Raw genomic sequence first — 14,284 nt, 5'->3', positions numbered from 1 at the left:
ACCGAGACATGCTGGACATCGCCGAAGAGCTGCACCGGTGGGTCGAGCAGGGGCGCGACTTCGCCGTGGCCACCGTGGTGGCGGTCGGCGGCAGCGCACCCCGCCAGCCCGGAGCGGCGCTCGCCGTCGACTCCCACGGCGCGGCGATCGGCTCGGTCTCCGGCGGCTGCGTGGAGGGCGCGGTCTACGAACTGTGCCAACAGGCGTTGGAGGACGGGGAGTCGGTCCTCGAACGCTTCGGCTACAGCGACGACGACGCGTTCGCGGTGGGGCTGACGTGCGGCGGCGTCATCGACATCCTGGTGACGCCGGTCCGCTCCGGCGATCGGGCCCGGCCGGTGCTCGCCGCCGCGCTGGCCGCCGCGGCGGGCGGGGAGGCGGCCGCGGTCGCGCGGATCGTGAGCGGGCCTGCCGAGCTGCTCGGGCGCGCTGTTGTCGTGCGCCCCGACGGTTCGTACGAGGGGGGCTTCGGCGCCCATCCCGAGCTGGACCGCACCGTGGTGGGCGACGCGGTCGCCTTCCTGGACGCGGGCCGCACCGGCACGCTGGAGATCGGAGAGCATGGCTCTCGTTGTGGAGCGCCGCTCACGGTTCTGGTGGAGTCGTCGGTTCCGCCGCCCCGCATGATCGTCTTCGGCGCGATCGACTTCGCCTCGGCGCTGGTACGCATCGGCAGGTTCCTGGGCTACCGCGTGACGGTGTGCGACGCCCGCCCGGTCTTCGCGACAGCCGCCCGCTTCCCCGACGCCGACGAGATCGTCGTCGACTGGCCGCACAGGTACCTGGCGCGTACGGAGGTGGACTCCCGGACGGTGCTGTGCGTGCTCACCCACGACGCCAAGTTCGACGTCCCGCTCCTGCAGCTCGCGCTGCGGCTTCCGGTCGCGTACGTCGGGGCGATGGGGTCGCGACGGACCCACCTCGACCGGAACGAGCGCTTGCGGGAAGTCGGCGTGACCGAGCTGGAGTTGGCACGGCTCCGGTCGCCGATCGGGCTGGATCTGGGGGCCCGTACGCCCGAGGAGACGGCCCTGTCCATCGCGTCGGAGATCGTGGCCAACCGGCGCGGGGGGAGTGGGGTCGCGCTGACCGGGGCGCATACGCCGATTCATCATGACGGGGCTTCGGATTCGGCGTCGTCGGCGGCGGTGGGGCGGATCGGGTCGGTCGCCTAGTCAGTACGTACGGCTGGGGGCCCGCCGCGCCGCATGCCACGCGGCGGGCCCCAGCCGCATGCCACGCGGTGGGCCCCCAGGCATGCCACGCGGCGGGCCCCAGCCGTACCCGCCCACGCAATCTCCTGCGCCGCATATTGACGCGAGCATGCCCCTCGGCCACGCTGCTGTGGGAGCGCTCCCGCAAGTCCTTGGCGACCGTTGCGATTCAGGAGTGAACCCAGATGAGACGTGCCTCAACGTTCCTTGCCGCCGCCCTGTCACTCGGACTGGCGGCCTTCGCCCTCGCACCCTCCGAAGCGCAGGCCGCGGACTCCCTCGACCGCGGCCCCTCCCTCTACGTCCCCGACGCCAACCCGGCGGCGTACCGGCAGGCGTTGGACCTGGCCCGCGCGGGCCGGCTCCTCGACGCCGCGGGCATCGTGGCCATGGTGAACACCCCGCAGGCCGTCTGGTACGGCGACCAGACGCCGGCCCAGGTTGAACGGCTGATCCGGGGGGTCACGCGCGACGCGGAACGAGAGGGCGCGATCCCGGTGTTCGCGCTGTACAACGTCCCGGGTCGCGACTGCTCCAACTACTCAGGAGGCGGGGCCTCCAACACGGCGGAGTACAAGGCGTGGATCGACGCGGTGGCGCACGGGATAGGGAGCCGCGACGCCCTGGTCACCCTCGAGCCCGACTCCCTCGCCCTCCTCCCCGCCGACTGCGGCCAGGACGACGTGCAGGGCACGAAGACCGCGGCCCGTTACACGGAGGTCAACTACGCGGTGTCCGTGCTGGAGCCGCTGCCGGGAACGCGCGTGTACCTCGACACCGGTCACCCCGGCTGGCACACCGTCAACTCCATCGTGCCGCGCCTGATCAAGGGCGGAGTCGCGCACGCCTCCGGCTTCTACACCAACGCCTCGAACTACAACACCGACGACGCCAACTCCTGGTACGGCAAGCTGATTTCCTCGTGCCTTGCGTACGTCGACGGAGGCGGCGACGTCACCGAGTGCCCCCACCAGTGGTGGCCGCGTGCCGACGCGCGGGCCTGGCTCGACTCCCACGTGCACGTGCCCGCGTACCGGATGAAGCACTTCGTCACGGACTCCAGTCGCAACGGACAGGGCCCCTGGACCCCACCAGCCGGCAAGTACCCGGACCCCCAGGACTGGTGCAACCCACCGAACCGCGGCCTGGGCGCCCGCCCGACCCTGCGCACCGGCGACCCCTTGCAGGACGCCCGACTGTGGATCAAGACACCGGGCGAGTCGGACGGCCTGTGCCTGCGCGGCACGCCGGGCCCCGAGGACCCCGAGCGCGGGATGATCGACCCCGCCGCGGGGGACTGGTTCCCCGAACAGGCCCTGGAACTGGTGCGGTTCGCCAATCCGCCGATTCTGGGCTGAGGTTCAGCCGAGCAGGCTCGCCTGTTCGCTCTTCAGGCGGGTGAAGCGGGTGCGGGTGTACTCCATCAACTCCCTGCCGGGAAAAGGCAGGAGCGACAGGTGCTGTTCAAAGTCGCCCTCGGCCCAGCGCGCGGCCGTGATCTCGTAGCCATAGACGTGGGCGCAGAGCTCAAGCAGGGCCGGCGGCATCTCCTCCTCGATGAGGAGGTCCGCTCTGGTGACCACCACATCGCGCATCGCCCGGATGTTGGGGATGAAGACGGTGGTGGCCCAGGTGCGCCACTGGGCGAGCTCCTGCTCGCTGGGCGGTATGTCGTGGTCGAAGGGGTCGCGGCCGTCCGGGCGGGCGTATGCCGAGGCGAAGGCGTCGTAGATACGGCTGTTGGCCTCCAACAGTGCGAACAGGGGCCCGTAGAAGTCGCTCAACTGGGCGTTGACGCGGTCCAGTCGGGCTTGCCTCTGCGTAAGTCGCAGTCCGTTGAGGTAAGTCGCGAGATAGCCCACGAAAGCGAGCCCGACGGTCAAGATCACGGTGGCCATGAGAGGTGATGCTAGGCCCGAGGCGCGACGCCTGTGGCGCGTGGTCCGGGGACGGGAAGAGCCCGGCGACTAGCCAATTGCCCTGAAGCCGGGCGTCCGCCGGGACGACTTGCTGAGCCGAAGCATGGTAGGCCTCATGCCGGTCCCCGCGTTGGCGCCAGAGCACGAACGTGGATCTGGGTGCCACGACGGGGCGGCAAATCGGGGTGTTCGGCGACACGGGGCATCACCAGCGCCGGACTCGCCGCGCTCCGGTTGCTGATGGCACCCTCGGCCATCGTTATTCCCCTTTTCCATCAGTGGAGTTGGGGCATATGATCACCAGCAAGGCGGGGTCGTAGCACAGAGGTAGTGCGCCGCGACAGCATCTCGGAGGACGTCGGTTCGAATCCGACCGCCCCGCCCCTCTCTCTCAGGGCGACGCCTCGCGAACCCAGAATGCAGTTGGTGACGGGAAACGTGCCGACCCCATGGTGACCCCGCATGGCGGTTGGCCGCGGTGCGGTTCCTGCCGTGCGCCGTAGTCAGGGCCGCCGCAGCAGTCTCTCGACCGCCCGCCCGAACATCCGCCGCCCCGCCCACGCCAGCCCCCGGTCGAGGAACCCCGGCAGCCACCGCACCCTGATCTCCTCCCGCCACACCACCCGAGAACCCCCGCCCCTCTCCGGATGCACCTCGATCTCGGCCCACCCCGCGACGAACGAGCCGCGCTTGACCAGTCGGCACATGCCTGGATGGTCGTCGGTCGGGGGCTGCCAGGTGACGACCTCCATCGGGTCGTCGAAAGCCAGGGGGCTGACCCCCGACCTCGCCACGAAAACCGTGCCTTCGTGGGTTGGGGGAGGGGTGACCACGGTGACGCGGGTCAACGGGACCGCGTCGGCGTGTCGGGGCCAGTCGGTGAGGCGTTGCCAGGTCTGGTCGACGGGGTGCGGGGATACGCGCTCCAGCAGGAAAAGGGCCACGCGGTGATCGTAGGCAGCGGGACGCGCATCGCGGGCGACCGAACGCAACATGAATTCTCACCCAACCACCTGAAATCGGGCGGCATCCTCCTACCATTTCCCCATGGGCAGGGCAAAGTGCCCGCCCCCGGGGGGAGTTGATCGCCATGCCACTGAAGACCTACGGCGTACTCATCGCACGGGCGGTCGACACCCGCCGGGAGGGTTCGTCCGACACCCCGCACTACCAGATCCACCTGACGGACGATCAGGGCGTGCACTACCGGGCCTCGGTCAACGTGAAGTCGCAGGAGCGGCCGTCGGAGCTGCTCTATCTGGTGAGCGACGACTTCCGGCACCCGGTCACGGCGCACCTGGAGGGCCTGGGATCCGGCTGGAACACACTCCCGCACGGGCCCGGCGGCGCCAACCTCGACTTCGTACGGGGCAACCTCTTCGACCCGGCGCAGCTCCGCTCCCTGCCCCCGGAGGCGGAGGGCCCGGACAACGACCTCGCCGACCTGCTCGACCACTACGTCCGGCGTGCGGTGGCCGATCCCGCCGCCCGTCTGTACGTCTTCGGTGAACGCTGGGGGCCCGAACCGGCCGTCCGCGACAAGATCTTCGGGTTCCTGCCCGGAGACGGCGTCCACGACATCCATATGAACCAGGGCAACAGCCCCCGCTTCAAGGGCGACGACGGGGTCTGGCAGGACGGCGGGCTGCTGATCCACTTCCCCGCCCAGTCGCGCTGGGTCGGCGTCTTCCTCGCCTTTCAGAGCCAGTCCTGGCACACGGACGACATCACCGGCCACGCCCTGGTCCCGGCTCCGGAGGACGGCCTCCGCCCCGAGCCCGGCGGTCAGCCGGTCCGTATCGTCGCGGCCCTCGTCAATCCCCCGGGCCCGGCGCGCGAGCCGGAGACCGTGACCCTGATCAACGCCTCACCCGACCCCGTCGACCTCACCGGCTGGCGCCTCACCGGCCGTCTCGACCACCGCTGTCCCGTCCCCGCCGGTCAACTCGCCGCCGGGGCAAGCCTGTTGGTCCCCCTCACGGGCGAGGTCCAACTGGGCAACCGTGGCGGCCAGATCACCCTGCTGGGCGCCGACGGCCTGAAGGTGCACGGAGTCTCGTACACCGCCGAGGAGGCGGGACGCGAGGGCTGGACCGTGGTGTTCTAACCTGGCCCGGCGGCCGGGGCCTGTCGGCGGCATCCCTCCGACACACCCCCAGCTGCGAGGAGTCCGACGATGACATCCGACACCTCCCCGGCCATCGCGCCCGACCAGCTCACCATCGTCCCCGCCAACCAGGCGACCTGGGACGACCTGCATGCGATCTTCGGGACCGCCGACTACCCCGCCAGGTGCCACTGCCAGCACTACAAGGTGCGTGACTCGGAGTGGGCCGCGGTCTCCGAAGCCGAGCGCGCCGAGCGGCTGCGTGAGCAGACTGCCTGCGGAAAGCCGGAAGCCCGCTCGACCAGTGGGCTCGTCGCCTACCTGGGCGACGAGCCGGTCGGCTGGTGTGCCGTCGAGCCGCGTACCGCGTACCCGCGTCTGCTGCGTACCCGGACCCCGTGGACCGGACGGGACGAGGACAAGAGCGACGACAGCGTCTGGGCCGTCACCTGCCTTGTCACACGCAAGGGATACCGCAGGCGCGGCATCACCTACGCGCTCGCCCGTGCCACCGTCGGTTTCGCCCGTGACCGTGGGGCTCGTGCGCTGGAGGCGTACACGATGATCACCCAGCCCGGCAAGGAGATCACCTGGGGCGAACTGCACGTCGGCAGCCGTGATGTGTTCGCCGACGCCGGCTTCGCCGAGGTGAGCCACCCGAGCCCACGGCGCGTCGTCATGCGCGTCGACTTCTGAGGTGCGGTAACCGGACAGGTCATATCCGCGTGGGGCGTCGAGTCGGCAACCAGGTCCGGAGCCAGGTGGTGACGGGCGGGTCATTTCTGTGTGGGGCGTCGAGTCGGCAGCCAGGTCCGGAGTCAGGTGGTGACGGGCGGGTCATTTCCGTGTGGGGCGTCGAGTCGGCAACCAGGTCGGGAGCCAGGTGGTGTCGGACGGGTCATTTCCGTGTGGGGCGTCGAGTCGGCAACCAGGCGTCGATGACGGCTGCCAGCTTCTCGCGATCGGTGAAGACGTGTCCGTTCATACCCATGGCCTGCGCGGCGCGTACGTTCTCCGCGCGGTCGTCGACGAAGAGGAAGTCGCTCGGGGCCGCCCGCAGGGCGTCGACACAGTGCTGGAAGGCAGCCGGGTCCGGCTTCGCCGCTTTGATCTTCCCGGAGAAGGCCACGTGGTCCAGATTGCGCAGCCAGGGCTGCGCGGCGAGGAAGGCGTCCGCGTGGTCCGACGGGATGTTGGACAGCAGGGCGACCTCGGCGACCTCGCGGAGGGACTGGGCGTAGGCGACCATCCGCTCGTCGACGCGTGACCAGCTGTCGATGTCGTTGAGGCGCAGTTCCTCGACGGTGTCGGTGTCGGTGTCTGTCTCGGCGTACAGGGACAGCCGTCGCAGTACGGCGGTCCAGTACTGGGACGCGGACTGCTGACCGGCGTCGTAGGGCGGACGGCAGGCCCAGTAGGCCGTGGTGAAGGCGTCGGTGGGTGCGTGACAGCGGACGGCCATCTTTCCCAGGGCGCCCGGGCGTTGGTGGCGGGCGATGACCCCGAAGAGGTCGAACAGCACGATGCTGCGGTCGGTGGACATGGTCGTGGGTTCCTCCGGATCCCGGGAGACGTTCAGTTGCTGCTTGCTGCCATCTCGCCGCTCGTGCGGCCGGACCCGGTGCGCAGGACCCCGGCGGCCACGGCGGTGATCGCACACAGCAGGGTCAGCAGTACGAAGGCGTGGTTCAGGGCGACGAAGTGGGTCAGCCAGCCGATGACGGCGGGGCCGGCGAGCATGCCGACGTAGCCGAGCCCGGCGACGCGGGAGACATTGGCCCCCGCCGCGGCGGGGTCGGCGTGCCCGGCCGCGCTGAACAACTGCGGGACACAGCCCGACAGCCCCAGACCGAACAGCGCCCACCCTGCGAACGCGGCCCAGATCCACGGGGAGACGGCCACGATCGTGATGCCGACGGCAGCCGTCGCCGCGCCGTACCGCAGGATCGGCACGGACCCGAACCGGGCGACGAAGCGGTCGGCGAGCAGCCGGCCGATGGTCATGGTCGCCGCGAAGGTGCCGTACGCGAAGGCGGCGGTGCTCGCGGGCGCGCCGAGGATGTCCTTCAGTTGCAGCGCGCTCCAGTCGTTGGCGGCTCCCTCGCACAGCATGACCATCAGGGCCAGGGCGGCGAGGATCCAGATGCGCCCGCTGGTGCCGCGGCGCTCGGCGGCCGGCGCCGGCTCGGTCTCAGCCGCAGCGCCGGTCTCCCCCGCGGAACCGGTCTCCCCCGCAGAGCCGGTGCCGGAAGCGGCGGGTACGGGTACGGGTACAGGCGCGGGTGCGGTCGGCAGCAGGGCGCGTGCCCACACCAGGGCGATCACGATGCCCAGGGCTCCCATGGCGGCCATGCTCACGGCCGGGCTCAGGCCGGCGCTCGCCGCAGCCGCTCCGACGAGCGCGGCGAGGACACCGCCGACCGAGAACGTGGCGTGGAAGGCCGACATGACGGGCCGGCCGTACGCCTTCTCCACGTGCACGGCGTGGGCGTTCATGCTCACGTCCAGGCAGCCGTTGAAGAATCCGAAGGCCAGCAGGGCGGCCCCCAGCGTCCACGGGTCGCGGGGGAGGCCGGGCAGCACCAGGGCCGCGCTGCACAGCACGCCGGTGGCGGGGACGACGATCCGCGACCCGAGCCTGTCGGTGAGACGCCCGGCCACCTGCATACCGATGAAGGCCCCGAGCCCCAGCAGCACCAGCAGTCCCCCGAGCGTCGCGTGACTGATGCCCACGCGCTCCTCGATGGCGGGGATGTTCACCACCCAGGTGCCCATCACGGTGCCGCAGAGGATGAAGTAGGCAAAGGTTGCCACGCGGGCGGCTCGAAGCGCATCGTTCATGAAGACCACCGTAACGAACATGATCTGCGATTGAATACTGTCGTTTCGCACACATTGAATGTTCGTTTCGGGTGGTGTTCAATCGCGGTATGAGCACCGCAGACCGGCACGGGATGATCGCGCAGGCCGTCAGGGAGTCGGGAAGGATCACGGTCCAGGAACTCACCGGACTGACCGGCGCCTCCGAGATGACCATCCGGCGCGACCTCGACGCGCTGGCCGCGCAAGGCGTCCTTGAGCGCGTCCGTGGTGGGGCGCGCACCCTGCTGCTCAGGGGCGAGGAGCCGCCTTTCGCGCTGCGTGCCCACGAGGCCGTCGATGCCAAGCGCCGCATCGCGGCCGAGGTCTCCTCGCTCATCGCCGACGGCGAGACCGTCCTCCTCGACAGCGGCACCACCTGCCTGGAGATCGCCCACCTGCTGCGCCGACGGCCGGTCACCGTGATGCCCCTGTCATTGCAGGCCATCCATGTACTCGGCGAGGGCCCGGGCCCGGTCACGCTGATGGTGCCCGGCGGGCAGCCCCGCGCCGCAGAGGGAGCCCTCGCCGGCCCCCTCACCCTCGCGTCCCTGGCGGCACTGCGATTCGACACGGCCGTCATGGGCTGCTGCGGTCTCAGTGCGGCCCAGGGCCTCACCGCGTACGACCTCGACGACGCGGCCGTGAAGAAGGCGGCCATCGCCTCCGCGCGCCGCATCATCGTCGCCGCCGACGGCAGCAAGCTCGGCCACACCGCCTACGCCCACGTCGGCCCAGCCGCCCTCCTGCACACCCTCGTCACCGACACCACGGCACCGGCCGACGAGGTCGCCGCGCTCGAAGGTACGGGAACCGTCGTCAAGGCCGTCTGACGAGACCGTCGGTCATCGGTGCTTCCGACTTGCTTCGACCCCGGTTCGACACGCGGTGTCTTCGGGTGTTCGCCTGACGGCGGCACGGACGGCGGCAGCACCACGGGCGGTGGCGGTACCACGGGCAGCGTCACCGGCGGAACCTCCGGCACGAGCACGCCCGGCGGCAGGCTCGCCGCCACCGGCGCACCGTCCTGGGCGCGGCGGCACTGGCTGTGCTCCTCACGGTGGGCGGCTGGTTCGTCCGCCGCCGCGCACAGGTGAAGCGGTAGCCGTACGACAATGAGGGCTCCCCGCGCCCAGGTGAAGCGGTAGCCGCACGTCAACGAGGGCTCCCCGCGCACAGGTGAAGCGGTAGCCGTACGTCAACGAGGGCTCCCCGCACACCGGGGGAGCCCTCGTTGTCGTACCGAAGGTCAGGCGGCGTTGTACCGAAGGTCAGGCGGCGACAGGCAGTCCCGGCGTGCGGAAGACCCGGTGCTCGGCATCGACCGCGAACACCTCGCAGCCCTCCCGTGCGGCGGCCCACTCGATACCCTCCGCGCCCATAGCGAACGCGGCGGTTGCCGTGGCGTCCGCCTCGGTCAGCGACGCGGCCACGACGGTCATGCTGAGCAGTCCGGTCGCCGGACGGCCGGTGCGCCCGTCGACGATGTGGTCGCCGCGTTCGTACCGCGCGGAGGTCGCCACCGCGCCGCCGGCGATCTCCAGCACCGTGCACAGCCGGTCGGCCTGCTCGGGGTGCCGTACGCCCACCCGCCACGGGCCGCCCATCGAGGCCACGTCGCCACCGGCGTTCAGGCAGAACCTCGTCGCCCCGCGTGCCGCCAGCAGCTCCGCGGCCCGCTGCACCGACCAGCCCTTCACCATCGCGCAGGGATCGAGACCGCGGCCCGGCAGCCGCACCTGGAAGGCACCGAGGGTCGCGACCCGGTAGTCCTCGCACAGGTCGAGGACCTCGGCCAGATGGGGGCTGAGCTCATGGGGCTCCAGCTCGCCCCGGTCCAGCCGGGACACCTCGCTGTCGGGCTTGAACGGGCTGAACCGCGCGTCGACCTCGCGCAGCCACGCGAACACCGCGTCCGCGGTCTCGTCGGAGGCGTCCCCGTCGTCGATCCGCAGCGACACCGGGAACCCCATCACGTGCTCAACTCGCCGCACTTCAGGCGCCCTTCGCGTCGATGGCGGCCTGGAGGGACTCCTTGTAGCCGTCGCTGGTGATCGTGGCGCCGGAGACGGTGTCGATGTCCGCGCTCTGCGCCTGAAGGGTCTCCTGGATCAGCACCGGCACGGCGGCTGTGGTCTGCGGGTGGTTCGGCTGCACCAGCATCCGTACGGAGGTGATCGTGTCGCCCTCGAAGGTCACCTCGACCTGCACGTCGCCCTTCTCGGTGGCGACGGTGCTGCCCTGGACGACCTGAGTTGCGGCGGCCGACGCGGACGGCGAGGAGCCGGAGGACGACGAGGATGACGAGGACGAAGGGGTCGACGACGAGGGCGCGGGGGCGGCCGGCTCGGCGACCGTGGTGCTGGACGTCATATCAGCGCCCGGCTGGTAACGCCACACCGTGATCAGGCCCAGGGCGGACAGGGCGACGACAGGCAGTACTCGCTTCACTGTGTTCCCCCTCATCCAGCCAGGCTGAAGCGCTCGGAATGGATCTGCGGTTTGGGCACGCCCAGCTCACGCAGGGTGCGCAGGACGGCGCCGGTCATGCCGGGCGGGCCGCACACATAGACGTCCCGGTCGGCGATGTCGGGCACGAGCTTGACCAGCTCCGGCGGCGCCAGCCGGTCAGGCACGGGCGGTCCGGTGATCAGGTGCAGCACCGCGCCCTTCGCGTGGGCGAGGTCGCGCAGCTCCTCGTAGAGGACGGCGTCCTGGTCCCTGGCGACCCGGTAGATGAGCACCACATGGCCTTCCAGTTCCTCCAGGAGCGCCCGCATCGGGGTGATGCCCACGCCGCCGGCGATCAGCAGGGCGTCCGGCCGCGTGCGGTGCATCGTGGTGAAGGCGCCGTACGGGCCCTCGGCGAAGACGCGGGTGCCTACCTTCACGTGACGCAGGGCGGCGGTGCCGGCGCCGGCCGTCTTCGCGGTCAGGCGCAGTGTCCGGCCGTCAGGGGCGGCCGACAACGAGAACGGGTTGGCCTGCCACCAGCGGTCCCTGGTCAGGAACCGCCACAGGAAGAACTGGCCTGCCTGCGCGGGCAGTTGGTCCAGGTCACGCCCCGTCATGTAGATCGACACGACGTTGTCGGACTCGGGGACGACCGCGGAGACCCGCAACTGGTGGCGCAGGTTCCGCCAGAGCGGGAGCACCACCCGGCCCAGGAACACCGCACCGAGCGCTGTGCCCCACATGCCCCACCAGTACGCCGTGGCCGCCGACGAGGTGGTGAACGTCGTACCGACCCCGACCTGGTGCGTGAACGCCAGCACCACGGCCACGTAGGTGTAGAGGTGGATGAAGTGCCAGGTCTCGTACGCCAGTCTGCGCCGGGCGTACTGCGCCGACACCGCGCCTATCACCATGATCAGCACCAGCGCCACGATCGCCCGCAGCACGCCCTCGACGGTCTCGGCCAGGTTCACCAGCTGGTCCACCGGGCCCATCGACGAGGACTCGGCGTAGCCGAAGGTGATGAAGACGGCGTGCCCGAGCAGCGTCCACAGCAGGCCGAAGCCGACCCAGCGGTGCCAGGACGTCAGCCGGTCCATGCCGATCCGCCGGTCCAGCCACGGCAGCCGGGCGACCAGCAGCAGCTGGAAGCCCATCAGAAGAGCGCCGTACAGCCCGCACAGCCGCCCCACCAGGATCAGGGCGTTCGTGTCGAGCGGGGACTGGAGGAAGAAGAAGGCGACCACGCCCACGTTCACCGCCAGCAGGGCGTACAGGCCCGCGCGGGCCACCACCTTCGGGCGTACCGCCGTGGGGGGCGGCTGGAGACGTTCGACAGTCGTCACGGACGGGAGCTCCTCGTTCGGGTCCGGGGACACCGAGCCTGCCGGGTGGGAGCTGTCGTTTACCTGTCGGGTGACTTTCAAGTTCTTACCGATACGCGTCCGGCGAGCCCGCGGGTATGGCGTCCGCAGGCAGGTGAAGCACTATGGGCACGTGGAAAAAGTACGACTTCTCGTTGTGGACGACGATCCTCCCATCGCCGACCTGGTCGCGACGGTCGCCCGTTACGAGGGGTGGGAGGCCGTCACCGCCAACACGGGCGAAGAGGCGCTGAGCCGCGCCGCCGAGTTCCATCCGGACATCGTGGTGCTCGACCTGATGCTGCCCGGCCTCGACGGCTTCGGCGTCCTGGACCGGCTGCGCAGGACCGGCACGATGGTGCCCGTGGTGTTCCTGACCGCGCGGGACGGCGTCGCCGACCGGGTCGCGGGCCTCACCCGGGGCGGCGACGACTACCTCGTGAAGCCCTTCGCCGTGGAGGAGCTCATGGCCCGGCTGCGGACCGTGCTGCGCCGCGCCGCCGGGCCCGGGTTCCAGCGGTCCGTGCTCAGGGTGGCCGACCTGACGATGGACGAGGACACCCGCGAGGTACGGCGCGACGAGAAGCTCCTCACGCTCACCCCCACCGAGTACGAGGTGCTCCGCTACCTGATGCGCAAGTCACCCACCGTGCTCACCAAGGCCCAGATCCTCGACCACGTCTGGGAGTACGGCTTCGGCGGCCGCTCCAACGTCGTCGAGCTGGTCGTCAGCCGCCTGCGCCGCAAGCTCGACGGCGTCGACGAGGCGGGCGAACCGCTGCTCCACACCGTGCGGGGCGTCGGATACGTGGTGCGGCAGGTCGCCGAGTGATCCGCCGGTTCCGGGGGGCCTACCGCGGGATGCGCCTGGGCACCCGGCTGGCCCTGGGCCTGGGCGTGCTGTCGCTGGTGGCGTTCGCCGTCGTCGGCACGGCGCTGTCCATGTCCATGCGGAACTACCTGGAACGCCAGCTGACCGACCAGATGAAGCTCGTCCAGCTCACCCAGACCGAGGAGGTCAAGGCGAACGACCACATGCACGGGGAGCCGTACTGGGGCTGGTACACGGCCTCGTACCAGGTCTCGGGCGGTACGGTCGAGATCCGCCGGCCCGCCGACGCGCCGGCCGACGATGCCGCACTCGCCGCCACCGCCCAGGCGCTTGCCGACTCGGGTTCCGAGGACCTCGTCCGTACCGCCGACATCAAGGGCGAGGGCAAGTACCAGCTGCGCGCCTGCGCCGTCGAACCCGGGGTGGTCCTGGTCACCGCGGCGCCCATGAAGGACATCGACAACACCATGCAACGGCTCGTGACGGTCCAGGTCGTCGCGTTCGTGCTCGCGCTGCTCGCCCTCGTCGTGATCGGCCGGGCGGCGCTGCGCCGCGGCCTCAAACCGCTCAGCGACATGGCACACACAGCACGCGGCATCACCTCGCACGACTTCACCGAGTCGGCCCGGCTGCCGGTCCGCGCCGACCGCGGCAACGGCGGCCCCGAGGTCGAGGAACTGCGCACCGCGTTCAACACCATGCTGGAACACATCGACGACTCCCTCGCCGTCCGCACCGAGGCCGAACAGCGCCTGCGCCGCTTCGTCGCCGACGCCTCGCACGAGCTGCGCACCCCTCTGATGTCGGTACGCGGCTACGCGGACCTCTTCCAGTACGCCGCCGCCAACGAGCCCGCGGAACGCGACAGACACCTGGCCCGCCTGCGCGCCGAGGCCGCCAGGATGGGCCTGCTCCTCGACGACCTGCTGCTGCTCGCCCGCCTGGACGCAGGCGAGGTCGAGGCCCCGCTCCGCCTGGTGGACGCGGACCTGGCGGAACTGGCCCGCGAGGCGGCCGACGCCTTCCGCGCCGGCCACCCCGACCACGAGCTGACCCTGACAACCGGCCCCGACCCGGTCCTGCTGCGCCTCGACCCCCTGCGCATCCGCCAGGTACTCGACAACCTCCTCACCAACGCCGCCGTACACACCCCGGTCGGCACGAAGGTGTCCCTGGACGTCTCCGTCACCTCGAGCGCGGCGGTGGTGCGGGTCGCCGACGCGGGCCCCGGCATCCCCGCCGACGACCAGGAGCGCGTCTTCGACCGCTTCTACCGCGTCGACAAGGCCCGCACCCGCGACCGGGGCGGCAGCGGCCTCGGCCTGGCGGTCGCACTGTCCCTGGTGCGGGCACACGGCGGCACGGTGGAGCTGACCAGCCGCCCGGGCGCGACGGCGTTCACCATCAGGCTTCCTGTCTGACGTTGTGCGCGGGGTGGTCGGCTCAACGGCTGGGCGGGGCAGGCATGGAGGCAGCGCGGCCGGGTCAACGGCGGGGCGGCCGCTGGTAAAGGCAGGGACGGCACTGGCAAAGGC

At 70.9% G+C, this 14,284-nt stretch carries 14 protein-coding genes and 1 tRNA gene; 8 read left to right on the top strand and 7 right to left on the bottom strand.

All coding sequences use genetic code 11. The annotated features are described in order from the left end of the window. The first annotated feature begins 8 nt into the window (after window positions 1-8). Entirely contained in the window at window positions 9-1,175 is a 1,167-nt protein-coding gene (locus ACFVKT_RS25210; RefSeq protein WP_385735158.1) for an XdhC family protein, read from the top strand. Between the two features lie 224 nt (window positions 1,176-1,399). Next, window positions 1,400-2,572 carry a glycoside hydrolase family 6 protein gene (locus tag ACFVKT_RS25205; RefSeq protein WP_385735156.1) on the top strand — a complete coding sequence of 391 codons (1,173 nt, stop codon included), beginning with the start codon at window positions 1,400-1,402 and terminating at the stop codon, window positions 2,570-2,572. A 3-nt stretch (window positions 2,573-2,575) separates the two neighbouring features. Here ACFVKT_RS25205 and ACFVKT_RS25200 read toward each other — a convergent pair whose 3' ends face one another. Further along, window positions 2,576-3,112: a hypothetical protein gene (locus tag ACFVKT_RS25200; RefSeq protein ID WP_385735154.1), complete on the bottom strand. Its 537-nt coding sequence runs from the start codon at window positions 3,110-3,112 to the stop codon at window positions 2,576-2,578. Between the two features lie 329 nt (window positions 3,113-3,441). Between ACFVKT_RS25200 and ACFVKT_RS25195 the strand changes: the two genes are divergently transcribed. Next, window positions 3,442-3,516: transfer RNA gene (locus ACFVKT_RS25195), tRNA-Leu, on the top strand. Between the two features lie 120 nt (window positions 3,517-3,636). On the opposite strand, the gene ACFVKT_RS25190 is transcribed toward ACFVKT_RS25195, so the two are convergent. After that, window positions 3,637-4,077, bottom strand: a complete 441-nt coding sequence (locus tag ACFVKT_RS25190) for an SRPBCC family protein (RefSeq protein WP_385735152.1) — start codon at window positions 4,075-4,077, stop codon at window positions 3,637-3,639. A gap of 146 nt (window positions 4,078-4,223) precedes the next feature. Here ACFVKT_RS25190 and ACFVKT_RS25185 point away from each other — a divergent pair, with 146 nt between their 5' ends. Both ACFVKT_RS25185 and ACFVKT_RS25180 read left to right on the top strand, forming a co-directional pair. Then, window positions 4,224-5,240, top strand: a complete 1,017-nt coding sequence (locus ACFVKT_RS25185) for a DUF2278 family protein (RefSeq protein WP_385735150.1) — start codon at window positions 4,224-4,226, stop codon at window positions 5,238-5,240. 69 nt (window positions 5,241-5,309) lie between these two features. Beyond that, complete coding sequence (locus ACFVKT_RS25180) at window positions 5,310-5,936, top strand: GNAT family N-acetyltransferase (RefSeq protein ID WP_385735148.1); 627 nt, start codon at window positions 5,310-5,312, stop codon at window positions 5,934-5,936. A 202-nt stretch (window positions 5,937-6,138) separates the two neighbouring features. On the opposite strand, the gene ACFVKT_RS25175 is transcribed toward ACFVKT_RS25180, so the two are convergent. Continuing rightward, on the bottom strand, window positions 6,139-6,783 hold the full coding sequence (locus ACFVKT_RS25175; protein ID WP_385735146.1) for an HAD family hydrolase: 645 nt from the start codon (window positions 6,781-6,783) through the stop codon (window positions 6,139-6,141). 32 nt (window positions 6,784-6,815) lie between these two features. Beyond that, window positions 6,816-8,081, bottom strand: coding sequence for an MFS transporter (locus ACFVKT_RS25170; RefSeq protein WP_385735145.1), 1,266 nt, complete (start codon window positions 8,079-8,081; stop codon window positions 6,816-6,818). 89 nt (window positions 8,082-8,170) lie between these two features. Between ACFVKT_RS25170 and ACFVKT_RS25165 the strand changes: the two genes are divergently transcribed. Then, the gene (locus ACFVKT_RS25165) at window positions 8,171-8,932 is read left to right on the top strand and encodes a DeoR/GlpR family DNA-binding transcription regulator (RefSeq protein ID WP_385735143.1); all 762 of its coding nucleotides are present in this window, start codon (window positions 8,171-8,173) and stop codon (window positions 8,930-8,932) included. 438 nt (window positions 8,933-9,370) lie between these two features. Here ACFVKT_RS25165 and ACFVKT_RS25160 read toward each other — a convergent pair whose 3' ends face one another. The 3 genes from ACFVKT_RS25160 to ACFVKT_RS25150 are packed head-to-tail and all read right to left on the bottom strand — an operon-like array spanning window position 9,371 to window position 11,899. Continuing rightward, on the bottom strand, window positions 9,371-10,072 hold the full coding sequence (locus tag ACFVKT_RS25160; protein ID WP_385735141.1) for an FAD:protein FMN transferase: 702 nt from the start codon (window positions 10,070-10,072) through the stop codon (window positions 9,371-9,373). Between the two features lie 22 nt (window positions 10,073-10,094). Further along, window positions 10,095-10,550 carry an FMN-binding protein gene (locus tag ACFVKT_RS25155; protein WP_385735693.1) on the bottom strand — a complete coding sequence of 152 codons (456 nt, stop codon included), beginning with the start codon at window positions 10,548-10,550 and terminating at the stop codon, window positions 10,095-10,097. Between the two features lie 11 nt (window positions 10,551-10,561). Next, window positions 10,562-11,899: a ferric reductase-like transmembrane domain-containing protein gene (locus ACFVKT_RS25150; protein ID WP_385735139.1), complete on the bottom strand. Its 1,338-nt coding sequence runs from the start codon at window positions 11,897-11,899 to the stop codon at window positions 10,562-10,564. Between the two features lie 151 nt (window positions 11,900-12,050). Between ACFVKT_RS25150 and ACFVKT_RS25145 the strand changes: the two genes are divergently transcribed. Further along, on the top strand, window positions 12,051-12,749 hold the full coding sequence (locus tag ACFVKT_RS25145; RefSeq protein WP_385735137.1) for a response regulator transcription factor: 699 nt from the start codon (window positions 12,051-12,053) through the stop codon (window positions 12,747-12,749). A 29-nt stretch (window positions 12,750-12,778) separates the two neighbouring features. Then, window positions 12,779-14,170, top strand: a complete 1,392-nt coding sequence (locus tag ACFVKT_RS25140; protein ID WP_385735136.1) for an ATP-binding protein — start codon at window positions 12,779-12,781, stop codon at window positions 14,168-14,170. Window positions 14,171-14,284 lie beyond the last annotated feature (114 nt).

The sequence above is a fragment of the Streptomyces sp. NPDC127595 genome (assembly GCF_042671685.1).
Taxonomy (GTDB): Bacteria; Actinomycetota; Actinomycetes; order Streptomycetales; family Streptomycetaceae; genus Streptomyces.
The sequence above is the reverse complement of the archived record's forward strand: the minus strand, read 5'-3'. Positions and strand labels throughout refer to the sequence as shown.

Bases quoted from the DNA above. Each gene is read 5' to 3' on its own strand.
- ACFVKT_RS25210 (WP_385735158.1), top strand. From the start codon at position 9: ATGCTGGACATCGCCGAAGAGCTGCACCGGTGGGTCGAGCAGGGGCGC.
- ACFVKT_RS25205 (WP_385735156.1), top strand. From the start codon at position 1,400: ATGAGACGTGCCTCAACGTTCCTTGCCGCCGCCCTGTCACTCGGACTG.
- ACFVKT_RS25200 (WP_385735154.1), bottom strand. From the start codon at position 3,112: ATGGCCACCGTGATCTTGACCGTCGGGCTCGCTTTCGTGGGCTATCTC.
- ACFVKT_RS25185 (WP_385735150.1), top strand. From the start codon at position 4,224: ATGCCACTGAAGACCTACGGCGTACTCATCGCACGGGCGGTCGACACC.
- ACFVKT_RS25180 (WP_385735148.1), top strand. From the start codon at position 5,310: ATGACATCCGACACCTCCCCGGCCATCGCGCCCGACCAGCTCACCATC.
- ACFVKT_RS25175 (WP_385735146.1), bottom strand. From the start codon at position 6,783: ATGTCCACCGACCGCAGCATCGTGCTGTTCGACCTCTTCGGGGTCATC.
- ACFVKT_RS25170 (WP_385735145.1), bottom strand. From the start codon at position 8,081: ATGAACGATGCGCTTCGAGCCGCCCGCGTGGCAACCTTTGCCTACTTC.
- ACFVKT_RS25165 (WP_385735143.1), top strand. From the start codon at position 8,171: ATGAGCACCGCAGACCGGCACGGGATGATCGCGCAGGCCGTCAGGGAG.
- ACFVKT_RS25160 (WP_385735141.1), bottom strand. From the start codon at position 10,072: ATGGGGTTCCCGGTGTCGCTGCGGATCGACGACGGGGACGCCTCCGAC.
- ACFVKT_RS25140 (WP_385735136.1), top strand. From the start codon at position 12,779: ATGCGCCTGGGCACCCGGCTGGCCCTGGGCCTGGGCGTGCTGTCGCTG.